Source organism: Telluria sp. AC161, from assembly GCF_979258535.1.
Map to the genome: position 1 here is coordinate 4,567,466 of NZ_OZ409861.1, position 19,130 is coordinate 4,586,595.

The 19,130-nt window shown below is 64.2% G+C and carries 17 protein-coding genes; 7 read left to right on the top strand and 10 right to left on the bottom strand.

Features of this window, described 5'->3' with window-relative positions; translation table 11 throughout:
• Nucleotides 1–38: 38 nt before the first annotated feature.
• The 10 genes from ACZ0AJ_RS20350 to ACZ0AJ_RS20395 are packed head-to-tail and all read right to left on the bottom strand — an operon-like array spanning nucleotide 39 to nucleotide 13,111.
• Entirely contained in the window at nucleotides 39–1,934 is a 1,896-nt protein-coding gene (locus ACZ0AJ_RS20350; protein WP_499456236.1) for an XrtA/PEP-CTERM system amidotransferase, read from the bottom strand.
• A gap of 20 nt (nucleotides 1,935–1,954) precedes the next feature.
• Complete coding sequence (locus ACZ0AJ_RS20355) at nucleotides 1,955–3,139, bottom strand: TIGR03088 family PEP-CTERM/XrtA system glycosyltransferase (protein WP_499456237.1); 1,185 nt, start codon at nucleotides 3,137–3,139, stop codon at nucleotides 1,955–1,957.
• 17 nt (nucleotides 3,140–3,156) lie between these two features.
• Nucleotides 3,157–4,731: an exosortase A gene (gene xrtA / locus ACZ0AJ_RS20360; RefSeq protein WP_499456238.1), complete on the bottom strand. Its 1,575-nt coding sequence runs from the start codon at nucleotides 4,729–4,731 to the stop codon at nucleotides 3,157–3,159.
• Nucleotides 4,722–5,924, bottom strand: coding sequence for a TIGR03087 family PEP-CTERM/XrtA system glycosyltransferase (locus ACZ0AJ_RS20365; protein WP_499456239.1), 1,203 nt, complete (start codon nucleotides 5,922–5,924; stop codon nucleotides 4,722–4,724). Before ACZ0AJ_RS20365 ends, xrtA begins: the two co-directional genes overlap by 10 nt.
• 4 nt (nucleotides 5,925–5,928) lie before the next feature.
• The gene (locus ACZ0AJ_RS20370; RefSeq protein WP_499456240.1) at nucleotides 5,929–7,029 is read right to left on the bottom strand and encodes a FemAB family XrtA/PEP-CTERM system-associated protein; all 1,101 of its coding nucleotides are present in this window, start codon (nucleotides 7,027–7,029) and stop codon (nucleotides 5,929–5,931) included.
• Nucleotides 7,026–7,910, bottom strand: coding sequence for an XrtA system polysaccharide deacetylase (locus tag ACZ0AJ_RS20375; RefSeq protein WP_499456241.1), 885 nt, complete (start codon nucleotides 7,908–7,910; stop codon nucleotides 7,026–7,028). The genes ACZ0AJ_RS20370 and ACZ0AJ_RS20375 overlap by 4 nt, the downstream gene beginning before the upstream one ends.
• Before the next feature lie 6 nt (nucleotides 7,911–7,916).
• Nucleotides 7,917–8,960: an XrtA/PEP-CTERM system-associated ATPase gene (locus ACZ0AJ_RS20380; RefSeq protein ID WP_499456242.1), complete on the bottom strand. Its 1,044-nt coding sequence runs from the start codon at nucleotides 8,958–8,960 to the stop codon at nucleotides 7,917–7,919.
• 17 nt (nucleotides 8,961–8,977) lie between these two features.
• Entirely contained in the window at nucleotides 8,978–10,588 is a 1,611-nt protein-coding gene (locus tag ACZ0AJ_RS20385; RefSeq protein ID WP_499456243.1) for a TIGR03016 family PEP-CTERM system-associated outer membrane protein, read from the bottom strand.
• On the bottom strand, nucleotides 10,581–11,549 hold the full coding sequence (locus tag ACZ0AJ_RS20390) for an XrtA-associated tyrosine autokinase (protein ID WP_499456245.1): 969 nt from the start codon (nucleotides 11,547–11,549) through the stop codon (nucleotides 10,581–10,583). Before ACZ0AJ_RS20390 ends, ACZ0AJ_RS20385 begins: the two co-directional genes overlap by 8 nt.
• 26 nt (nucleotides 11,550–11,575) lie before the next feature.
• Nucleotides 11,576–13,111: an XrtA system polysaccharide chain length determinant gene (locus tag ACZ0AJ_RS20395; protein WP_499456246.1), complete on the bottom strand. Its 1,536-nt coding sequence runs from the start codon at nucleotides 13,109–13,111 to the stop codon at nucleotides 11,576–11,578.
• Nucleotides 13,112–13,543: 432 nt separating this feature from the next.
• On the opposite strand from ACZ0AJ_RS20395, the gene ACZ0AJ_RS20400 reads away from it, so the two are divergent.
• The 7 genes from ACZ0AJ_RS20400 (at nucleotide 13,544) to ACZ0AJ_RS20430 (ending at nucleotide 19,049) form a co-directional block, all read left to right on the top strand.
• A complete protein-coding gene (locus ACZ0AJ_RS20400) occupies nucleotides 13,544–14,299 on the top strand; it encodes a S1 family peptidase (protein ID WP_499456247.1) in 756 nt (251 codons plus the stop codon).
• A 193-nt stretch (nucleotides 14,300–14,492) separates the two neighbouring features.
• Nucleotides 14,493–15,113, top strand: a complete 621-nt coding sequence (locus tag ACZ0AJ_RS20405) for an XrtA/PEP-CTERM system exopolysaccharide export protein (protein WP_499456248.1) — start codon at nucleotides 14,493–14,495, stop codon at nucleotides 15,111–15,113.
• A 173-nt stretch (nucleotides 15,114–15,286) separates the two neighbouring features.
• On the top strand, nucleotides 15,287–15,880 hold the full coding sequence (locus ACZ0AJ_RS20410) for a hypothetical protein (protein ID WP_499456249.1): 594 nt from the start codon (nucleotides 15,287–15,289) through the stop codon (nucleotides 15,878–15,880).
• Nucleotides 15,858–16,163 carry an HPr-rel-A system PqqD family peptide chaperone gene (locus ACZ0AJ_RS20415; RefSeq protein WP_499456250.1) on the top strand — a complete coding sequence of 102 codons (306 nt, stop codon included), beginning with the start codon at nucleotides 15,858–15,860 and terminating at the stop codon, nucleotides 16,161–16,163. The genes ACZ0AJ_RS20410 and ACZ0AJ_RS20415 overlap by 23 nt, the downstream gene beginning before the upstream one ends.
• Nucleotides 16,151–17,068, top strand: coding sequence for an HprK-related kinase A (locus tag ACZ0AJ_RS20420; RefSeq protein ID WP_499456251.1), 918 nt, complete (start codon nucleotides 16,151–16,153; stop codon nucleotides 17,066–17,068). The genes ACZ0AJ_RS20415 and ACZ0AJ_RS20420 overlap by 13 nt, the downstream gene beginning before the upstream one ends.
• The gene (locus tag ACZ0AJ_RS20425; RefSeq protein WP_499456252.1) at nucleotides 17,065–18,165 is read left to right on the top strand and encodes a nucleotidyltransferase domain-containing protein; all 1,101 of its coding nucleotides are present in this window, start codon (nucleotides 17,065–17,067) and stop codon (nucleotides 18,163–18,165) included. Before ACZ0AJ_RS20420 ends, ACZ0AJ_RS20425 begins: the two co-directional genes overlap by 4 nt.
• Before the next feature lie 152 nt (nucleotides 18,166–18,317).
• Nucleotides 18,318–19,049: a GNAT family N-acetyltransferase gene (locus tag ACZ0AJ_RS20430; RefSeq protein WP_499456253.1), complete on the top strand. Its 732-nt coding sequence runs from the start codon at nucleotides 18,318–18,320 to the stop codon at nucleotides 19,047–19,049.
• The last annotated feature ends 81 nt before the right edge of the window (nucleotides 19,050–19,130 follow it).

Here is a 19,130-nt window from a genome sequence, read left to right on the forward strand (position 1 = left end):
CCAGCACCATCATCGGGCGCAACCGTCGGGCGCAACCGTTACCGGTTGCAGCTCACCCGCAAGAACGTCTCGAACATCAATACCGACCATAACGGCGCGCTGTAATCCTTGCTGCCGGCGATATGCTGGTCCACCATCTCGCGCAAGAATTTTTCGTTGAACATGCCGGTGTCGAGCAGCAGCGGCGACAGCGCAGCGGCGCGCAGCTTGTCGCGCAGCGGGCCACGCAGCCAGGCGGCCAGCGGAATCGAAAAGCCCTTCTTGGCGCGATACAGCACGTCGTGCGACAGGTACGGTTCGAGCGCCTTCTTGAAGATGTACTTGCCTTCGCCGCCACCGAGCTTGATGTCGGGCGACAGGCTGGACGCCCATTCCACGAACGTATGGTCCAGCAGCGGCACGCGTACCTCGAGCGAGTGCGCCATCGCGGCGCGGTCGACCTTGGTCAGGATGTCGCCCGGCAGCCATGTCTTGAAGTCGAGGTACTGGATCAGCGACAGCGGGTCGTCCGTCGGCGAGTTGGCTGCGTGGCCGAGGAAGACTTCGATCGCGCTGTAGCCCTGCAGCTCGCGCTTGAACGACTCCGAGAACAACTGCGCCCGCACGCGGTCGGGCATGATCGACACGCCGTGGAAGTACCCCTCGACCGTGTCGCGCGCCAGCGCCTCGAACGTGGTCTTGGCGCGGAACATGCGCGGCGCCCAGTCGGCCTTCGGATACAGTTTGCCGAGCGTGCCGAACACCGGTTTGCGCAGGCTGGCCGGCACCTTGTCGCGCACGCGCTGCTCGGCCATCGCATAGCGGTAGCGGCGGTAGCCAGCGAAGCTTTCGTCGCCCCCATCGCCCGACAGCGACACGGTCACGTGCTTGCGCGCCAGCTGGCACACGCGGTAGGTCGGAATCGCCGAGCTGTCGGCGAACGGCTCGTCGTACAGGTGACCCAGCGTGTCGATCAGGCCGTAGTCGTCCTTGTCGACGATCTGCGCGTGGTGGGTCGTGCCGTAGCGCGTGGCCACCTCGCTGGCGAACTTCGACTCGTCGTACTCAGGGTCGTCAAAGCCGATCGACAGCGTGGTCACTGGATCGGGATTATTCTGCGCCATCATTGCCACGACCGCGCTCGAATCGACGCCGCCCGACAGGAACGCGCCCAGCGGCACGTCGGCCACGGTCTGACTCTGTACGCATTCGCGCACGCGCTCGATCAGCTCCTGCTCGATCTCCCCCATCGGCCGCTGCGGGGCGCGCTTGAACGGCACGTCCCAGTACTGCTCGGGGGTGACCTCGCGCGCACCGGCCTGGATCACGATGCGGTGGCCTGGCGCGAGCTTGTACGCGTTATGGAAAATGGTGTGCGGCTCGGGCACGTAGCCGAACGCGAAGTAATCCTCGACCGCGCGCGGATTGAGTTTGCGCGACAGTTCGGGGTGGGTCATGATCGATTTCAGCTCGGAGCCGAACACGAACAGGCCATTCGGGAGCAGCGAGTAGAACATCGGCTTGACGCCGACATGGTCGCGCGCCAGGAACATCGTCTGCTTCTTGCGGTCCCAGATCGCGAACGCGAACATGCCGCGCAGGCGGTGCACGCAGTCCGGGCCCCAGGCCTGGTAGGCGTGCAGCAGCGATTCCGAATCCGACTTGGTGCGAAACACGAAGCCCAGTGCCTCCAGTTCGACGCGCAGCTCACGGTAGTTGTAGATCTCGCCGTTGAACACCATCACCACGTCGCGCTCGGCATTGACGATCGGCTGCTGGCCGCTGGCCAGGTCGATCACCGACAGGCGGCGGTGGCCCATGCCCATGCTCGGTTCCAGATACAGCTCGCCCTCGTCGGGGCCGCGGTGGTGCTGGCTTTCGTTCATGCGGCCCAGGGCCGCGCGGTCGATTTCCCGGTTGCCGAAGGTATCAAAAATGCCGACTATTCCGCACATGCTGTCTGGTTCCGCTGAAGTTAAGAGTTGACGATGGGACGCAGCCGCGCCGGCGCCTTGCGCGCACACAGGCCGTCGTACAGCGCGGTGTAGGCGCCGAGCATGGCGGCCATGCTGTACTTGTCTTCGATGCGCGCGCGCGCAGCCGCGCCGTGGCGTGCCCGCAGGGCCGGGTCCTGGACGTAGCGCGCGAGCGCGTCGGCCAGTGCATCGACCTCCACCGGGACCAAGATACCATGCACGTCATCGACGACGACTTCGGGAATCCCGCCCACGCGCGAACACACCGACGGCAGACCGCAGGCCATCGCTTCAAGCAGCGACACGGGCGTGCCTTCGGCCAGCGAGGGCAGGGCGAAGATGGTAAAGCCATGCAGCAGGTCGGCCACGTCGGCGCGCGCACCGGGCAGCCACACGACATCCTGCAGGCCGGCTTCTGCGATCTGCGCCTGGATCTTGCCGAACAACGGGCCATCGCCGACGATCGACAGGCGCAGCCGGTCGCGCAGCGCCGGCAGGCGCTCGCGCAGCAGCGCAAACGCGGCCACCAGGCTGGCGTGGTTCTTGACGTCCTGCACGCGCGCGACTGCCCCGATGACGATGTCGTTGGCGCCCCACGGCACGGCCGTCATCGCTTGCGCGCGCGGAGCGTAGCGGTCGGTATCGACGCCATTCTTGATCAGGTGGTTCTTGGCCGCCGGGATGCGTACAACCTCCGCAAACCAGCGCTGCAGATCGTCCGACACTGGCACATAGCGGTCGATGAACGGCGCGAGATGGCGGCGCAGGAAGTTGTGCTTGGAGTTCAGGCCATGCGGATCGGACGCATCGCGGCCATGCTCGGCGTGGATGCGCACCGGCACGCCGGCGGTGGCCGCCGTGAAGCAGTACTCCATCGCCGACAGGTTGTAGGTGTGCAGGATCGTGGGCCGCAGGCGCCGCATCAGCTTCCAGAAATCGACGTGCACGCGTAGCCCGTTCCCGGGCGGTTTGTTCAGCGCATACAACGCGACGCCCGGTTGCGTGATCTTGTCCGCGAACGCGCTGTAGCGGGTCAGGCAGACCACCGCATGCCGGTATTTTTCGGCCGGCATGCGGTTGATGCAGTCGACCAGCAGCGTTTCCAGCCCGCCGACATCGAGCGAATACACCAGGTGAATAACGAGGGGCCGCGGGGCGTTCAACACCGCCAGATCGCTGTGCATGGTCCGTGCGTTCCCGTTCAATGCGTGCGCGCGTGCTCGATGGCACGCTCGATCGCCTGGCCCTGCACGGTCATGAAGGTGCGCAGTGCAGCGCGCGCGGCGTCGGGGTCGTCGCCCACCGGCGCCGACAGCAGCACGACGGCGCCATCGTCGCCGCGGAAGCGCAGCTTGGCCTGGGCCTGCAGCAGCTTGCCGACGTAGTTGTTCGAGGTCAGGTGGCCGTCGATCGACATCCATTGCCACACCAGGAACTGGCCGCCCGGGCCCGTCATCCGCGTTTCGCGCAGCGTGACCGGCTTGCCGTCGATCGTTTCGCTGCGCGTCGAGCCACCCAGCGCATGCCAGGCGTCGTCGGAAGCGGCCAGCATATTGATGGAGCTGATCAGGGCCTTGCCGTTGCGCTGGTTGCGGTAGTACATGATGTCGAGCGAGACCGGCGCCGCAGCGTCGGGGTTGCGGAAGGTCGCGCGGTACGTGGCGTCCGGCGCGACCCAGCGCGGCGTCCAGCCAGTAAATGGCGCCACCTGCGGCCAGCCGACCGCCACGTTTGCCAGCTGCACGGGCTGGGGATTGAGATTGGCTGCATCGTTGTAGCGGGCAAAGCCCGGCCACAGCGCGGCCAGCGCCACGACGGCGGCGCACATGGCCGCCATGCGGGCCGTGCTGACCGGCGGCAGGCCATCGCGGCGGGTACGCGCCGCCACCGGCAATTCGGCCGCCGGCAGCGGATCATCGTCGCGCCAGAAGCTGCCGATCCAGAACATCAGCAGCATCACCAGGCCAAAGAACACCCAGCCATAGATCAGGTGATCGACGCCAGTGGCCAGTTCCATGCCCGACAGGTGGCCGATCATCACGATCATGTAGGCCCGCAGGCCGTTGGCGATGATCGGCACAACGATCGACACCGCGATGAACAGCAAACGTTTTTTGGTCGACTGGTAGGTCAGGTAGGCGTACAGGCAGCCCAGCGTGACCGACGAAATCAGGTAGCGCACACCGCTGCAGGCTTCCACCACCGACCACGAGCCGGTCGGCAGGTCGAAGCGGGTGCCGTTGCGCAGCACAGGGATGCCGGTGGCCTGTACGGCCCACACGGTAAAGTCGGCGGTCAGGTTGATCAGCGGCGCGACGAAGACTTCGCCAAACGGCACCGCCAGCAGCAGAAACAGGAGCGGAAACGCGAGCGCGCCGGCCAGGCGCGGGCCGAGCATGGCCAGCGCCACGATCGGGAACATGGCGACAAACGCGTACTGCATCACGACCTGCACTTCGCCCATGCGCGCCAGCAGCCAGCCGGCCCCCAGCACCGCCAGCAGGAGCAGCGCCGGTGCCCACGGGCGCGCCGGTATCGCATCGAACACATCGCGCCGGCGCCAGATCAGCCACAGGCTGATCGGCAGGATGGCGTAGCCGTGGGCGAAAGTCTCGGAGCTGTTCCAGATCGCGACCAGCGATTCGGCGGTGCCCAGGTACAGGAAGAACGGCGCGAGCAGCGCCAGCGCGATCAGCATGGCGCTCGAGCGTGCCAATGGGGTCGGAGCGGCGTCCAGATTGGCGCCGGCAATGCCGGATGGGGGTGTCACGTGCATTCCAGTCGCTCCTCGATGCAGGCCAGGTTGCTTGGCCAACTATAGTGATGTTCGACGCGCGCGCGTGCGGCGCGGCCCATGCTTGCGTTCTGTTCGTGCTGGCGCGCCAGCAGCGCGCTCACGGTGGCGATCCAGGCCGGCGCGCCATCGGCCACCGCCAGCTCGCTGCCCGGTGCTGCATCGATGCCTTCGAGCGCCTGCGGCGAGACCACCGTCGGCGTGGCCATGGCCATCGCTTCGAGTACCTTGTTCTGGATGCCGCGCGCGATGCGCAGCGGCGCCACCGCCACGCAGCCGTGGCGAATATACGGACGTACGTCGGGCACGGTGCCCGTTACGGTCACGCCCGGCAAGGCACCAAGCGCCTGCACCTGGGCATTCGGGCGCGAGCCGACGATGTAGAAGGCCAGCGCCGGATCCTGCGCGCGCAGGGCCGGGAAGACCTCGTCACAGAACCACTGCACGGCGTCGACGTTCGGCCAGTAATCCATCGCGCCAGTGAAGACCAGGGCGCGTTCGCCCGCGGCGTACGGGCTGGCAAACGCGTGCTCGGGCGAGAAGTACTCGGTATCGACGCCGTTGCTGAAGTGGCCGATGCGCGCGACGCTTTCCGGCGCCAGCTTGCGGAACAGGTCCGCTTCGGGCGCGGAGACGAATAGCGACGCGTCGTACTGGCTGGCGACCTGGCGCTCGTAGCGCAGCAACTGGCGCGCTTCGTGCCGGTACAGCCAGCTCATGGGTGGCGATTTTTTCTCGGCGTACTGGCGCCATTTATCGGAATCGACGTCGCAGAAGTCGATCACGCGGCGCGCATCGCCCAGCTTGTCGGCGTATTGCGCCATCGGCGACGAGAACACCATTACGCGCTTGATCTTGTGCGTGGCGACGGCCTGATCGACCCAGCGCGCCATGCCGGCATCCTGGTAGTAGTCGAGCGACAGCGAGCGGTTCTTGACGAGCGCGCCCAGGCTGCGCACGCGGGCGCGCAGCGGATTGAGGGGCGCGAAATGGCTGCTGGCGCACAGCGCCTCCACCGCCGGCACGTGCTGCCAGTCGTCGGCATCGTCGACGAACGTGGCCAGGTGCACGCGGTAGTCGCGCGCCAGGTGCTTGAGCAGGTGGTAGGAGCGGATTTTGTCGCCCTTGTTGGGCGGGTACGGGATGCGGTGAATCAGCAGCAGCAAGTCTTGCACGTTGTCAGCCCAGGTTGCGCACGATGTAAGGGCCCATGAAGTTCGCCACCGGCAGCGGCAGCTTTTTCCACACCTTGATGAACAACTGGTACTTCGGGTTCAGCGGATTGTTGTCCGGCAGCGCATCGGTGGCGTACAACTTGTACTCGTACGGCAGCGGCGTGGCAACAAAACCCCAGTTCTTCTTGAAGTCGTAGGCGCCGGTGCCCAGCTTGCTGCGGCCGAAGTCGAACAGGCGGCAACCGCGCGCCGCGGCAGCTTGCATCAGGTTCCAGTACATGAAGTCATTGCCCGCCACTTCGCGCGCCAGGTCCATGCCGCCACCGTAGTAGGGCACGACTTCATCGCGCCAGTAGAACGACAGCACCGAGCCGACCAGGCGGTCGTCGCTGGTGTAGATCGTGCGCACTTCGCATTCGGCGCCGAAAGTCTTCTGCAGCAGCGCGAAGTACTTCTTCGGAAACACGGGGGTACCCAGGCGCAGCACGCTGTGGGCATACGCCGTGAACATGTTGTCGACGTTGTCCTCGACCACGCCTTTCAGGCCCAGCTTGATCCCCTTGCGCACCATCGCGCGCTGCTTGCGCGGGATGGCGTTGAGATTCTCGTCATCGACGGCGCTGATCTCCTTGCGGAACGTGACGTACAGCTCTTTGGTCAGCCAGCTCGGGTCATGCGGGTGCGCGCGCTCCATGGCGCGGTATTCGAGGTGGCCCACGCCGAGCTGGCGCGCCAGCGCATCGGCTGCGCCATCGAGCAGCACGCGCGCGCCGTCGTCGATGGCCGCCACGCCGCCGTACACGCAAAACGGCATCGCGCCCAGCGAGTGGCCAAACAGGCGGCTCTTGATCTCTGCCAGCGGCAGCACGCCCTGGATCTGGCCGTCCTGCTCGACGAAGTAGAACCAGGTCTTGATGCCGAACGATTGCTCGATCACGGACTGCCAGCCGGACAGGTGGAAGAACGTGGCTTGCGGGCAGGCCCGGACGAACGCGTCCCAGCGCGCCGCGGTCTGCGGCGTCATCAAATGCAGCGTCTGCGGACCGGCGGCAGCGGCGACGGGCGCCGCGCGCCTGGCTTGCGCCGCTTCGATGATCGAATTCATGGCTTGTCCAGGAAGATGCGGTCCATGCGGTCCCACTTGAAATCACGCGCCAGCTGTTCGAGACGGCGCTCCATGCGGTCGATATTGACGTAGTGACGGAACTTCGCCTTGGCGCCCAGGCCATCGGGCCGTGGCTGGTCGGTGTCGATTTCCCACGGGTGGAAGTAGAACAGGGCCGACTCGCCGTCTTCGCGGTTGACCTTTTCCATCATCCAGCGCGACAGCGCGTACGGCAGCAGGCGGAAGTAACCACCGCCACCGGCCGGCAGGTGACGACCGGCCATCTTCACCGTGGTGATCGGCACTTCGAGGATGCCGTCCGGACCGTTCGGGTAGAACGCGAAACGCGGCGCGTCGGGCATGCCGTAGTGGTCGTGCGCGATCGGGTAGATGCTCGAGCTGTACTTGTAGCCTGCTTCTTGCAGCGCGTCGAGCGCCCACAGATTGCCGTGGCCAATCGAAAAACTCGGCGCGCGGTAGCCGACGACGGCCTGGCCGCCGATGTCTTCCAGCAGCGCCTTGGCCGAGCGGATATCGTTGTCGAATTCGGCGCGGCTCTGGTCCGAGGCGCGCAGGTGGCCGTAGCCGTGGCTGGCCAGCTCGTGGCCGGCTTCGACGATGCGGCGCACCATGGCGGGATAGCGCTCGGCGATCCAGCCCAGCGTGAAGAAGGTCGCGCGCACGCCCTCGCGCTCGTACAGCGCGAGGATGCGTTCCATATTGGCTTCGACGCGGCATTCGCGCGTTGGCCAGCTGTCGCGGTCGATGTAGGGGGCAAAGGCCGACACCTGGAAGTAGTCTTCCACGTCGCAGGTCATCGCATTGCGGATTTTTTCACCCGGCGCTGGACGCGGTCGGGCTGCGGGAGCGGTCATTTTCATGGCGGGTTATTCCTGGTGGTCCGGGTGGTGGGGCGCGGCGCCGGCGGCATTGGGTGGCGTGGCGGCGATCTTTTTCAGGATCGACAGCACCGACACGATCGATTTCTCCAGGCGCATCATGCGCTCGTCGAGCTGCTCGACGCTGGTGCGGCGCTCGCCCGGGTGCAGCTCGTTCGCGTGGCTGCCGCCGCCCGTCTGGTCGGCATGCGCATCGGCCAGGTCGTCGGTGTCGGGCGCGTCGAATTCTTCCGAGATGTCGCGCACGACGTCGTTGATGTGCGCTTCGGTGAACGCCTGCAGTTCTTCGAGGTAGCCCATCAGGAGCACGCGGTCCATCAGCGTGTTGGTCTTGCGCGGGATGCCGCCGCTGTAGGCGTAGATCGCACTGTAGGCGCCGTCGTCGAACGATGGCGTACCCTGCCAGCCGACGGTGCTCAGGCGGTGCTCGACATACGCGCGCGTCTCGGCCGCATCCATCGGACCCAGGTGGTAGCTGGCGATCACGCGCTGGCGCAGCTGCTGCATGCCGGGGCTGTGCAGGGTGGCGCGAAACTCGGGCTGGCCAAGCAGGAACGTCTGCAGCAGCGAACGTTCATCGGTCTGGAAGTTCGACAGCATGCGCAGTTCTTCGACCGTGCGGGCGTTGAGGTTCTGGGCTTCGTCGATGACGAGCAGGGCGCGCTTGCCCTGGCGGTCGACGGTGCGCAGGAACTGCTCGAGGCGGTTGAGCAGCTCGGCCTTGCTCTGGCCTTCGTACGGCAGACCGAAGCTCGAGACCACCATGCGCAGCGTGTCTTCAGGATCGAGGCTGGTATTGACGATGTGCGCGGCCACGATCTGGTCGAGCGGCAGTTTGCCCAGCATATTGCGCACGAGCGTGGTCTTGCCGGCGCCGACTTCGCCCGTGATGACGATGAAGCCTTCACCCTGCGACAGGCCGTACTCGAGATACGCCATGGCGCGCTTGTGGCCCTTCGAGCCATAGAAGAAATGCGGGTCGGGGCGCAGCTGGAATGGCTTGGCCGACAGGCCGTAATAGGTTTCGTACATCGTGATTGTCGTAGCTTTTAGAACTGCATGGACAGGCTCGCCACCATGGCGTGCTCGGTATAGGTGCCGCTGGTGGAGCCGGCCTCGGTGGTGAAGCGGCCAACGTTGCCGGTGCGGCGGCGCAGGTCGGCCGTGGCAAGCAGATCGCCAAAACGGCGCGACACGCCCACGCGCAGCGTGCGTTGCAGGTCTTCGAAGCCGCCCGAACGGGAGTCGCTCTTGTTGAGGTCGTAGCCGGCCGTCAGGTTCGAACGGGATGTGAGCCGGTATGTATAACTCGCGTCGAGGCCATGCTGGCGCACGTTATCGTTCAGATTGCTTTGCCCGACGCCCAGCAGCTGACTGTCGCTTTGCTGATCGGACAGCGCATTGCGGTTGCTGGCATACACCGAGAACACCGCGCTGCTGATGCCTTTGGTGTAGGCCATCGAGGCGCGCAGCGATTTCTGGCGGACGAAGCGATTGCTCAGGAAGTTGACGCTGTCGGTCAGTGACGACGGCAGGCCGTTGGCCTGGATATAGGCTGCCACGATGCGCTGGCGCTCGGCCGGATCGGGGTAGGCCGTGGCAAACATGCTGTTGAGCAGACTGGCCGTATCGAGGGTCGACGGCATCAGGAATTGCTCGCGCGACGTCGTCACGACATCGTCGTAGCTGATGTTCCAGCTCGTGTGACGGGAGCGATGCAGCGCCGACAGCGTGCCGGTGGTGCCATAGAAGTGACGGCCGAGCGTGGCCTGCACATTCGTGCGCAGCGAAGGCGACCAGGCAAAGCCGAGCGACCAGTTGGCCCCCTGGTCGCCACCGCCCATGCCTTCGTACTGGTAGCGGTCGTAGCCGACATTGGCCAGCAGCGACCAGCGCGAGTTCAGCATGTAGCGCAGGTTGGCGGCCAGGTTCTCGTTGGTCGAGTCGCCATACTGGGCGCCGCCCAGTTCCTGCTTGACGTAGGTCAGGCCCCAGCCGACGGTGCGGAACGCTGCGCCGCTGGTGAGGTTCGCCTGGATGGTATCGCCACCGGTGTTGTTGTAGCCAAACGCGTCGCCGCCATCGACCGAGTCGCGCGTGTAGCGCAGCACGCCCGAGGCGAAGCTGCCGAAGCGGTGCGTCAGGTAGGGGCTGATGCTCCAGGTGTCGATGTCGGTGCGGTTGCGGTTCGAGTACAGGTCGTTGCCCGCGCGCGGACCGAATGCCGACAGGCTCTGCTGGCCGCGCGACGCGGTGGCCTCGACGAAGAACAGGTCCGACAGCAGCTCGCCTTTCAGGTTGCCGCTGTAGGAGCGCTGGGTGCTCGACGTGCTGTCGGCTGCGCCGATCACGCCGGGATCGGCCAGATTGCGCTTGTCGCTGTCGTTCAGGTAGGCGAACCCGTGCAGTTGCGCGGTCGCGTCGACGGTCAGGCGCCGGCTGCGGTTGGCCACCGTGATGCCCGGCGACACCTGCGTGATCAGGTCGCTGTGCGCGAACTGGTCTTCGGTAAGGTTGACGTTGTCGGTCCAGATTTCGCTGACGAGCAGAATCGGCGTGACGCGCCATTCGGCGTGCGCCGGGCACGCGGCCAGCAGCATCGCTGCGGCCGCCAGTGGCGCCAGGCGCGGCGCGCAACGGCTTCTGCGCCCTTTAGCCATAGTGGTAATCATACGTTTCTTCAATGCCCGGAATATCCCTGGTCTTGTTGTAGAGGAGATTGACGTTGGCCATGCCTTCGAGCTGCTGCAGCGCTTCCTTGACCGCGTGCTGGGTCGTGGTTTGCGCTTCCACCACGACGATGATCTGGCCCATGTGGCTGGCCAGCACCCGCGATTCGCTGGTGAGCATCAATGGCGGCGAATCGAAGATGATGACACGGTCGGGATAGCGGTGCGCGAGTTCGTGCACCATCGCCGTCATGGTCGAGCTGGCCAGCAGCTCGGTGGCACGCGGCGTGCTGGTACCCGCCGGCAGGATCGACAGTGTATCCACATTCGTGCGCAGCATGACGTCCGCCAGGTCGAGCTTGTCGTCGAGCAGGATGTCCATCAGGCCGCGCTGGGCCGGCAGGCCGAGCGTGCGCAGCACCGAAGGGCGCGCCACGTCGGCGTCGACCAGCAGCACCGTGTGATCGAGTTCCATCGCGATGCTCATCGCCAGGTTGATCGCGCTGTAGGTCTTGCCTTCACCCGGCAGCGAGCTGGTGACCATGATCAGGTTGCCCGGATTGTCTTTCGGGCCGCGCTCGGTAAAGGCGCGCTTGAGCAGCGGGCGCTTGATGATCCGGAATTCTTCCAGCAGGTTCGTGCGGCCGCCGGCCGCGGTGACCATGCCCAGCTCGCGCATGCGCGCCAGGTCCAGTTCGATGCGGCGCGTGCTGTGGCGGCCACCGGCCGCGTTCGTGGTCTCGGCCGAGCTCTCGGTCCTGGTCGCGGCGACTGCCGGCGTGACCGCTGGCGCTGCCGGTGCAGCTGCGTGCTCCGCCGGGCGCGTCGGGACGTAGCCGGCATCAGGTGTGATGGGCTCTTCCGTATCCGCCACGATCACGGCGGCGGGGGTGGCAGCAGCGTTCTGACGCTGCTGGTCGATGCGGCTGGCCGCTTTTTCGATAATGCTCACATTTGCTCCTTGGTGGCCAACCGGCCTTACATCGTCGGGCGGATCATGATGGCGGCGACGCCGGCGCCGTACAGGGCGAACAGCAGCAGTACCGACGCGGCGAGGGCAAACAGGCGGCGCTTGCGCAGCACCGTCTGTTCGGCAGTCCAGTTCATGCTGACCGAGCCCAGGATCGGCAGACCCGTAACTTCACGCAGGGTGGCCTGGCTGAGGAAGGTCGGACGCAGTTGGCTCAGCAGGAACGCACCGGCCAGGCCAGCGGCCAGGGCCGCGACGAAGACCAGCGAGAACAGCTGCATGCGGTTCGGGCCGCTCGGCGTGGCCGGCGCGGTCGGTGGATCGATGACGCGGAAGGTCAGCATGTCGGTGGCCGAGGACAGGTCACCCGACAGCTTGGCCGACTCGCGGCTCGCCACCAGCTTCTGGTAGTTTTCGCGATTGACTTCGTAGTCGCGGTTCAGGCGTGCCAGCTGGGCTTCGATCTCGGGCACTTGCTCGCCCTGGCCACGCAGACGACCGACGCGGCCGCTGTATTCGGCCACCCGCGCCTGCAGCGACGCGACGCGCGCTTCGGCATCCGACAGTTGCACGGTCAGCTGCTGCAGCATCGGGCTGTAGCTGGCGCCCGGGTCCATGCTCGGCTTGGTGTTCTTGGCGGCTTCGGCGCGGCGCTCGCGCAGCTGCTCGAGCAGGCGGCGGTTGGCGACGATGTCCGGGTGCTGCTCGGTGTACTGGGTGCGCAGCGTGTCGAGCGTCTTGTTGACATTGGCGATGCGTTCATCCAGCTCGGGATCGACGAAGATCGGCGTCGGGCGCGAGCCACTGCCAGCGCTGCTGCCGCCGGAAATCTGACGGCGGATTGCATTGCGCGCCTGCTCGGCTTCGGCCAGCTCCAGACGGGCCTGGCTCAGGCCTTCGCTGGTGGCGACCATGCGCGTGCCGTAGTCGGCGCCTTCGCTTGGCAGCATGCCGATGTGGCGGATCTTGAATTCCTTCAGGCTGTTCTCGGCAGCGGCCAGGCGCTCTTCGTAGCTGCGGATCTGGTCGTCGATGAACTGCACCGCTTTTTCGGAATCCTGCTTCTTGTTGCCGAAGCTGCCTTCGACGAAGATGGTCAGGAAGGCCTGGACGACGTCCTTGCCTTCGCGGGCGCTGGTGCCGGTGTAGCTGATGGTATAGATGTCATCGCGCTCGGTACCGCCGATCTTGATGTTGGCCATCATGTCGTCGACCAGCTTGTTCATTTGCTTGGCATCGGTCGCCTTGACGTCGAGATCGACCTCGCGCACGACGCGCTCGACGTTCGGACGGCTGATCAGGGTACGGCGCATGAACAGGACCTGCTGCTCCAGGTTGGGCAGCATGGTCATGCCCGACAGCAGTGGCTTGAGGATGCTCTGGGTATCGACGTACACGCGCGCCGACGCTTCGTACTGATTGGGCAGCTTGTAGACGACCAGCCAGCCGGCCAGCGCCACCACCCAGGCAATGATGACCGCATGCCAGCGGTACTTGCCAATGGCTTTGAGGAGGTTAAGAATCTGGGAAGTAATTTCAGCCATCGTATCAGTCTCGCCGGTCAGGTCCCGGTCTGCAAAAAACCAGGCTCACAAATAAACAAAGTGCATGATCGCTTGTCCCCTGAGCAATTGCAATTGCAGGTTAGAAAATCCAGCGATTCTGGGTAAACGATACCGTCTGTTTGCAACACAAGGGCAAACAGCCAAAGAAAAATCTTAAGTGAATTTCATTACAGGATGCTTAATTGTTGCATTATCGCAAACATTTAGCGAATCCGCTTGTTGTATTTTTTGGAATCATTGCGCCACGGCAGAGAGCGTAGCAGGCCTCAAAAAAATGTTGCTGAAATTCAAAGGTCCTTATTGTAATGGCTAAAAACCGAAAGGGCCCGTACGATTGCTTCTATTGTGCAACTACAACCCAATGAGATCGTTTTGATGATGCGTAGAGAGTTTGGAAAGAAGTTCGCTGCCATGACGCTGGCAGCGACGGCAGCGCTGGCAGGGGCGGGCATGGCCATGGCGCCGGTGAAGGCGGCCTCGTTGCCGCAGACGGTGGCGGCGGTCAAGCCGTCGATCGTCGGCATTGGCACCCAGATGCAGACGCGCAGCCCGGCAATTGTGTTCAGCGGCACCGGCTTTGTCGTCGGCGACGGCCTGAGCGTGATCACGAATGCCCACGTGGTGCCCAACGAGCTCGACGGCGCCAAGCTGGAAAAGCTGGGGATCGTCGTGCCGGACGGCGCCGGCGTGCGTTTCCGGGCGGCCCAACTGGTCGGGCTCGACCGCCAGCATGATCTGGCCCACCTGCGCATCGAGGGGACGCCGCTGCCGGCGTTGCGTCTTGGCAACGCGAGTATGGCCGCCGAGGGACAGGCGCTGGCGTTCACCGGGTTCCCGCTCGGGATGGTGCTGGGCCTGTATCCGGCCACGCACCGCGCACTGCTGGCGGCGATCACGCCGGTCATGCAGCCGTCACCCAATGCACGCAAGCTCGATGCGCGCGCCGTCGTGCAGCTGCAACGCTCGCCGTTCAGCATTTATCAGCTCGACGGCACCGCGTATCCGGGCAACAGTGGCAGCCCGCTGTACGATCCCGAGACCGGGCAGGTATTGGGGGTGATCAATATGGTGTTCGTGAAGGGGTTGAAAGAGACCGCCATCACGGCGCCAAGTGGCATCACGTATGCCATTCCGGTACGCCATGTCCAGGAATTGCTGGAGCGCTAGGCTGTTTCCGTCATGCGCCTGACATGCTGTCGTGTTGAACTTGCAACAAGAAAGTATTTCAATTGTGCATGGCTTGTTCCCGCCGCGGTCTGCGCTACAATAGCGCAGGCCATGATGGCGAAATAACAATTATTGATTCGTACGGTAAACCATGCAGGCAGGTGGGTTACGGTGCGTGCAAGGGATGAACGCGATGATGACGAAACTGACGAAACACCTGGTCGCCGCTGGCGCCGCTGCCTGCATGCTGATTCTGGCTGGCTGCGCGACGCCGCTGCCGCCAAGCACCGCCGCCATGGCGCCGATCAATCCCGATTACCTGGTCGGCCCTGGCGACAGCGTCAACATCATCGTCTGGCGCAATCCCGAGGTCTCGATGACCGTGCCGGTGCGTCCGGACGGCAAGATCACGACACCGCTGGTTGAAGATCTGCCAGCAGCCGGCAAGACCTCGACGCAGCTGGCGCGCGATATCGAGGGCGCGCTGGCCAAGTTCATCCAGCAGCCGGTCGTAACCGTGATCGTGACCAATTTCATTGGCAACTTTACCGACCAGATCCGCGTGATTGGCCAGGCTGCCCGTCCGCAGGCGCTGCCATATCGCCGCGAGATGTCGGTGATGGATGTCATCATTGCCGTTGGTGGCGTGACCGAATTTGCATCGGGTAACAAGGCCAGCATCATTCGCACGGTCGACGGCAAGCAAGAGAAAGTGCCGGTCCGCCTCGATGACCTGATCAAGGATGGCGATATCTCCGCCAACGTCATGATGCGTCCGGGCGACATCCTGGTTATCCCAGAGAGTTTCTTCTAACAAGCCTGTCGATTATTCTTACACTGCTGCGGCTTGGGCCGCGCAATGCAGTGTAAAATCGTGCTTGACAAGCGTCTAAGTAGTTGTTTTAAGTAAGAATATTCCTACAGGAATTTTTAAGGGCATGAAACTTGCTCTATTACCTGTGTCGCAATTGAATTCGAGGACTAGCCGTGGCTAACGATCAGCAACAAAGCGGTAACGAGCCGCAACACCTTCCCATCCCTCCGGCGATGCCCCAGCATGGCGCCACGCGCCGGCGGCTGGCCAAAGCCGGCCTGGGCGCGGCGGGTGTGCTGATGACGCTCGAAAGCCATGCAACGTTGCAGAAAACCGGTTTCGTGTGCGAGTCGGCATCGGCCTTCCATTCGGCTGGCCTGAACAGCAACGTCGCCACCGAGCAGCGCTGTAATCCGCTGTCGCCGTCGAACTGGTGCCATGTCCAGCGCAGCTGGCCATGCAACAAGGCCAAGCGGTTTGCCGATGTCTTCAGCTGCCGCGAACAGCGCTTCGAGAAGACGTACTTCGCGAGCACAATGGCGCAGGTCATGACCTCCACCTTCGACTCGCAGTATGCCTACATCGGCAAGCACCTGTGCACGGCATACCTGAACGTCATCTCGGGTCGCATCAGCTTCCTCGACGTGCCGACGCTGCAGCGCATGTGGAACGAACTCAAGACCACGGGTTTTTACAAGGTCAACGCCAACGTGTCCTGGAATATCCAGCAGGTAAGGAAATATCTTGTCGCTGTCCACGGCGAGTGAGCAATCCGGGGCCTGGCGTCGTCCGGGCCCTGCAGTTCTGCATTATCGCCAGTGGCAAGACGAGGTCGTCTTGTTCAACGAAGTATCCGGGGCGACCCACCTGCTGACCCCCGAGGCGCTCGTCGTGCTGCAACACATGGGCGCCGCGCCCACGCCCGAAGCAGCCCTTGCCGCAGTACTGCGCGAACATTTCGAGGTCGACGACGCCACGCTTACGCACGATGTGGCCGAGCTGCTCGAACAACTCTCCTGCCTGAATCTGATCGAACCATGCCTCTTGTAGCCGATCTGGGCCGTGCCGAACTGGCGCGGCGCCTGGGCGGCCCTGGTCTGTTGCTGCGCACCGGACCGTTTGTCAGCCGAATCCAATCGAATATTTCCCTCGTCGCCGATGGCATCGGGTTGATGTATCGCGACAACGTCATCGAGGAACCAGGTGGCTTCGCCGATTTCCAGGTGCGCCTGCGCCAGAGCGCCGGCCTGCGCCGCTGGTGGCATCCGCAGGTCCGCTTTGACCATGACGGCCGTGAGCCGTTCGCGCCGCTGCCGCTGGCACAGGCCTGGCCGATGTTCGAATGGGTCATGAACTGGTGCGTCTCGAACCGCGCGCACCGTTACCTGATCGTGCACGCTGCCGTTATCGAGCGCAATGGCTGCGCGATCATCCTGCCGGCGCCGCCCGGCTCGGGCAAGAGCACGCTGTGCGCCGCCCTGGTGTGCCGCGGCTGGCGCCTGCTGTCGGATGAATTGACGCTGATCCGGCGCAGCGATGGCATGCTCGCGCCGCTGGCGCGCCCGGTCAGCCTCAAGAATGCCTCGATCGACGTGATCCGCGCGTTTGCGCCCGACGCCTTACTCGGCCCGTCGGTACCCGGCACCAACAAGGGCACGATCGCGCACATGAAGGCGCCGGCCGGGAGCGTGGCGCAGGTGGGCGACGTTGCGCGCGCACGCCACATCGTGTTTCCCCGCTACGAGGCGGGCGCCGCGACCACACTGACACCGCTGTCCAAGGGGCAGTTGTTCACCCGGGTGGCAGAGAATGCCTTCAATTATTTCGTTCTCGGTCCTGCCGGGTTCGATTGCCTGGCCGATCTGGTCGACGGCGCTGACGGCCACGAATTCTGCTACAGCCAGCTGGACGAAGCGATTGCGCTGTTCGACCGCCTGGCGGGAGCGCCAGCATGACGCGGCGCCCGCCATCGCTGCTGGTCGAGGTGCTGTCGGCGCCAGGCCGGGTCCGGCTGCTTGACCTGCCGGGCTGGGAGCGCTTGCTGCGCCAGGCCAACAGCGCCAATGTCGGCGCAATCCTGGTGTTTTTGCTCGAAGAGCACGGCTTGCTTGACGACGTGCCGCCCCAGCCGCGCGAGCACCTGGAAGCGGCGCGCATCGTCGCGCTGCGCCATCGGCGCCTGACCGGCTACGAGGTCGAACGCATCCACAGCGATCTGGCCCACCTGGGCCAGCCCCTGATCCTGCTCAAAGGCGCTGCATATGCGATGGCCGGCTTGCCGTCCGGCCGTGGCCGCCTGTTCTCGGACATCGATATCCTCGTGCCCAAGGACAATCTGGACAACGTGGAAAGTGCGCTGATGGAGCATGGCTGGGCCAGCACCCACCACGACGCCTACGATCAGCGCTACTACCGCACCTGGATGCATGAGCTTCCGCCGATGGTGCACCTGCGCCGCGGCAATGCCATCGATGTCCACCATGCGATCTTGCCCGAAACGGCGCCGGTGCGGCCCGACCCGGCGCTGCTGCGCGCGGCGGCGCGGCCGATCCCCGGCGACCTCGGGGCGCTGGGTGTGTGTACGTTGTCACCGCACGACATGTTCTTGCACAGCGCCGTGCACCTGTTCTTTGGTGGTGAATTCGACCAGGGATTGCGCGATTTGTTCGACATGCATCGCCTGGCAACACACTTTGGCGCCGAGCCGGGTTTCTGGGATGGGCTGGTGGCGCGCGCCGTTGCGCTCGAACTCACCCGTCCCATGTTCTACGCACTGCGCTATGCCACCCGCACGTTTGGCACGCCGGTGCCTGCATCGGTCATGGCTGCGTCACAGGCATTTGCGCCATCCCAAGTCGTACTGGCACTGATGGATGCGCTATTTACGCGCGCCCTGGCGCCGCCGCATCCGGAGTGCGCCGCACGCTTTGACGGTGCCGCCCATTTCGCCTTGTATGTGCGCGGAAACTGGCTGCGAATGCCCTTGGTGTTGCTCACGCGCCACTTGTTTCACAAGGCTTTCGTATCGCCACGTACCGCAGAGGCCGCTTGACCTGCTACTCTTTGCTGTGAGGGAATTTGCATAGTAATTCCACTAATTCACATTCAATTTGTCAATAAAATTGGCATTAGGACAATTGTCGATGCTATGATGACTACACTGTCGTCGCTGCACGACGCGTCGATACCGCCAGGAGAACGTACATGATCGAGACATTAGCGCCAGCCATCCCATGCACCGGGCTTGGCAGCGATGACTCAGCCCCGGAGAACGATCCGAGCATCATTGACGTTACCATCAACGAACGCGTCTTTGGCATTCGCGCTGCGGACATCGACACCCAGCGCAATTCCGCCAGCATGCTCATCAGTAAGATGTATGCGTGGCGCGGCTACAGCGGCAACCACCAGATCGGCAACGACCCCAACCGGATCACCTTGACCGCATCGGATCGTGGCCAGGTCTTCGGCACGCTGAGCCTGGGTCTGGATTCCGATATCGGCCTGCTGGCCGACCAGGTATTTGCTGACTATATCGATACCCAGCGCATGACCGGCAAGGTCTGCGAAATCATCAAGCTGGCCGTCGATCCGGCCATCAAGTCGAAGGCCGTACTGGCGTCGCTGTTCCACGTGGCCCTGATCTATGCGCGCGACCTGAATCATTGCAGCCACATCTTTATTGAAGTCAATCCGCGTCACCGCCGTTTTTACGAAGCCATGCTGGGTTTCCAGACCGTCTGCGAATCACGGCCCAATCCGCGCGTGCAGGCACCAGCGGTGCTGCTCAGCGCCGCCACGGCATACGGTACCGAGCAGGTTGCCAAATGGGGCGGCATGCAGGACAAGGCGGTCGGCGAACGTTCACTGTTTCCCTGGTTCTTTTCGCAGCGCGAAGAGGCCGGCATCATCAACCGCCTGCGCGCGCTGGGCTAAGCATTGCTCCCGGGGCAAAGACGCCCCATAATTTCCTCTCTGCATTTGTGCTTGCCTGCCTCGCAGGAACGTCCTATATTC

Excerpts from the sequence above, each read along its gene's own strand:
- ACZ0AJ_RS20350 (WP_499456236.1), bottom strand. The coding sequence starts at position 1,934 with ATGTGCGGAATAGTCGGCATTTTTGATACCTTCGGCAACCGGGAAATC.
- ACZ0AJ_RS20355 (WP_499456237.1), bottom strand. The coding sequence starts at position 3,139 with ATGCACAGCGATCTGGCGGTGTTGAACGCCCCGCGGCCCCTCGTTATT.
- xrtA (WP_499456238.1), bottom strand. The coding sequence starts at position 4,731 with ATGCACGTGACACCCCCATCCGGCATTGCCGGCGCCAATCTGGACGCC.
- ACZ0AJ_RS20370 (WP_499456240.1), bottom strand. The coding sequence starts at position 7,029 with ATGAATTCGATCATCGAAGCGGCGCAAGCCAGGCGCGCGGCGCCCGTC.
- ACZ0AJ_RS20375 (WP_499456241.1), bottom strand. The coding sequence starts at position 7,910 with ATGAAAATGACCGCTCCCGCAGCCCGACCGCGTCCAGCGCCGGGTGAA.
- ACZ0AJ_RS20380 (WP_499456242.1), bottom strand. The coding sequence starts at position 8,960 with ATGTACGAAACCTATTACGGCCTGTCGGCCAAGCCATTCCAGCTGCGC.
- ACZ0AJ_RS20385 (WP_499456243.1), bottom strand. The coding sequence starts at position 10,588 with ATGGCTAAAGGGCGCAGAAGCCGTTGCGCGCCGCGCCTGGCGCCACTG.
- ACZ0AJ_RS20395 (WP_499456246.1), bottom strand. The coding sequence starts at position 13,111 with ATGGCTGAAATTACTTCCCAGATTCTTAACCTCCTCAAAGCCATTGGC.
- ACZ0AJ_RS20400 (WP_499456247.1), top strand. The coding sequence starts at position 13,544 with ATGACGCTGGCAGCGACGGCAGCGCTGGCAGGGGCGGGCATGGCCATG.
- ACZ0AJ_RS20405 (WP_499456248.1), top strand. The coding sequence starts at position 14,493 with ATGATGACGAAACTGACGAAACACCTGGTCGCCGCTGGCGCCGCTGCC.
- ACZ0AJ_RS20420 (WP_499456251.1), top strand. The coding sequence starts at position 16,151 with ATGCCTCTTGTAGCCGATCTGGGCCGTGCCGAACTGGCGCGGCGCCTG.
- ACZ0AJ_RS20425 (WP_499456252.1), top strand. The coding sequence starts at position 17,065 with ATGACGCGGCGCCCGCCATCGCTGCTGGTCGAGGTGCTGTCGGCGCCA.
- ACZ0AJ_RS20430 (WP_499456253.1), top strand. The coding sequence starts at position 18,318 with ATGATCGAGACATTAGCGCCAGCCATCCCATGCACCGGGCTTGGCAGC.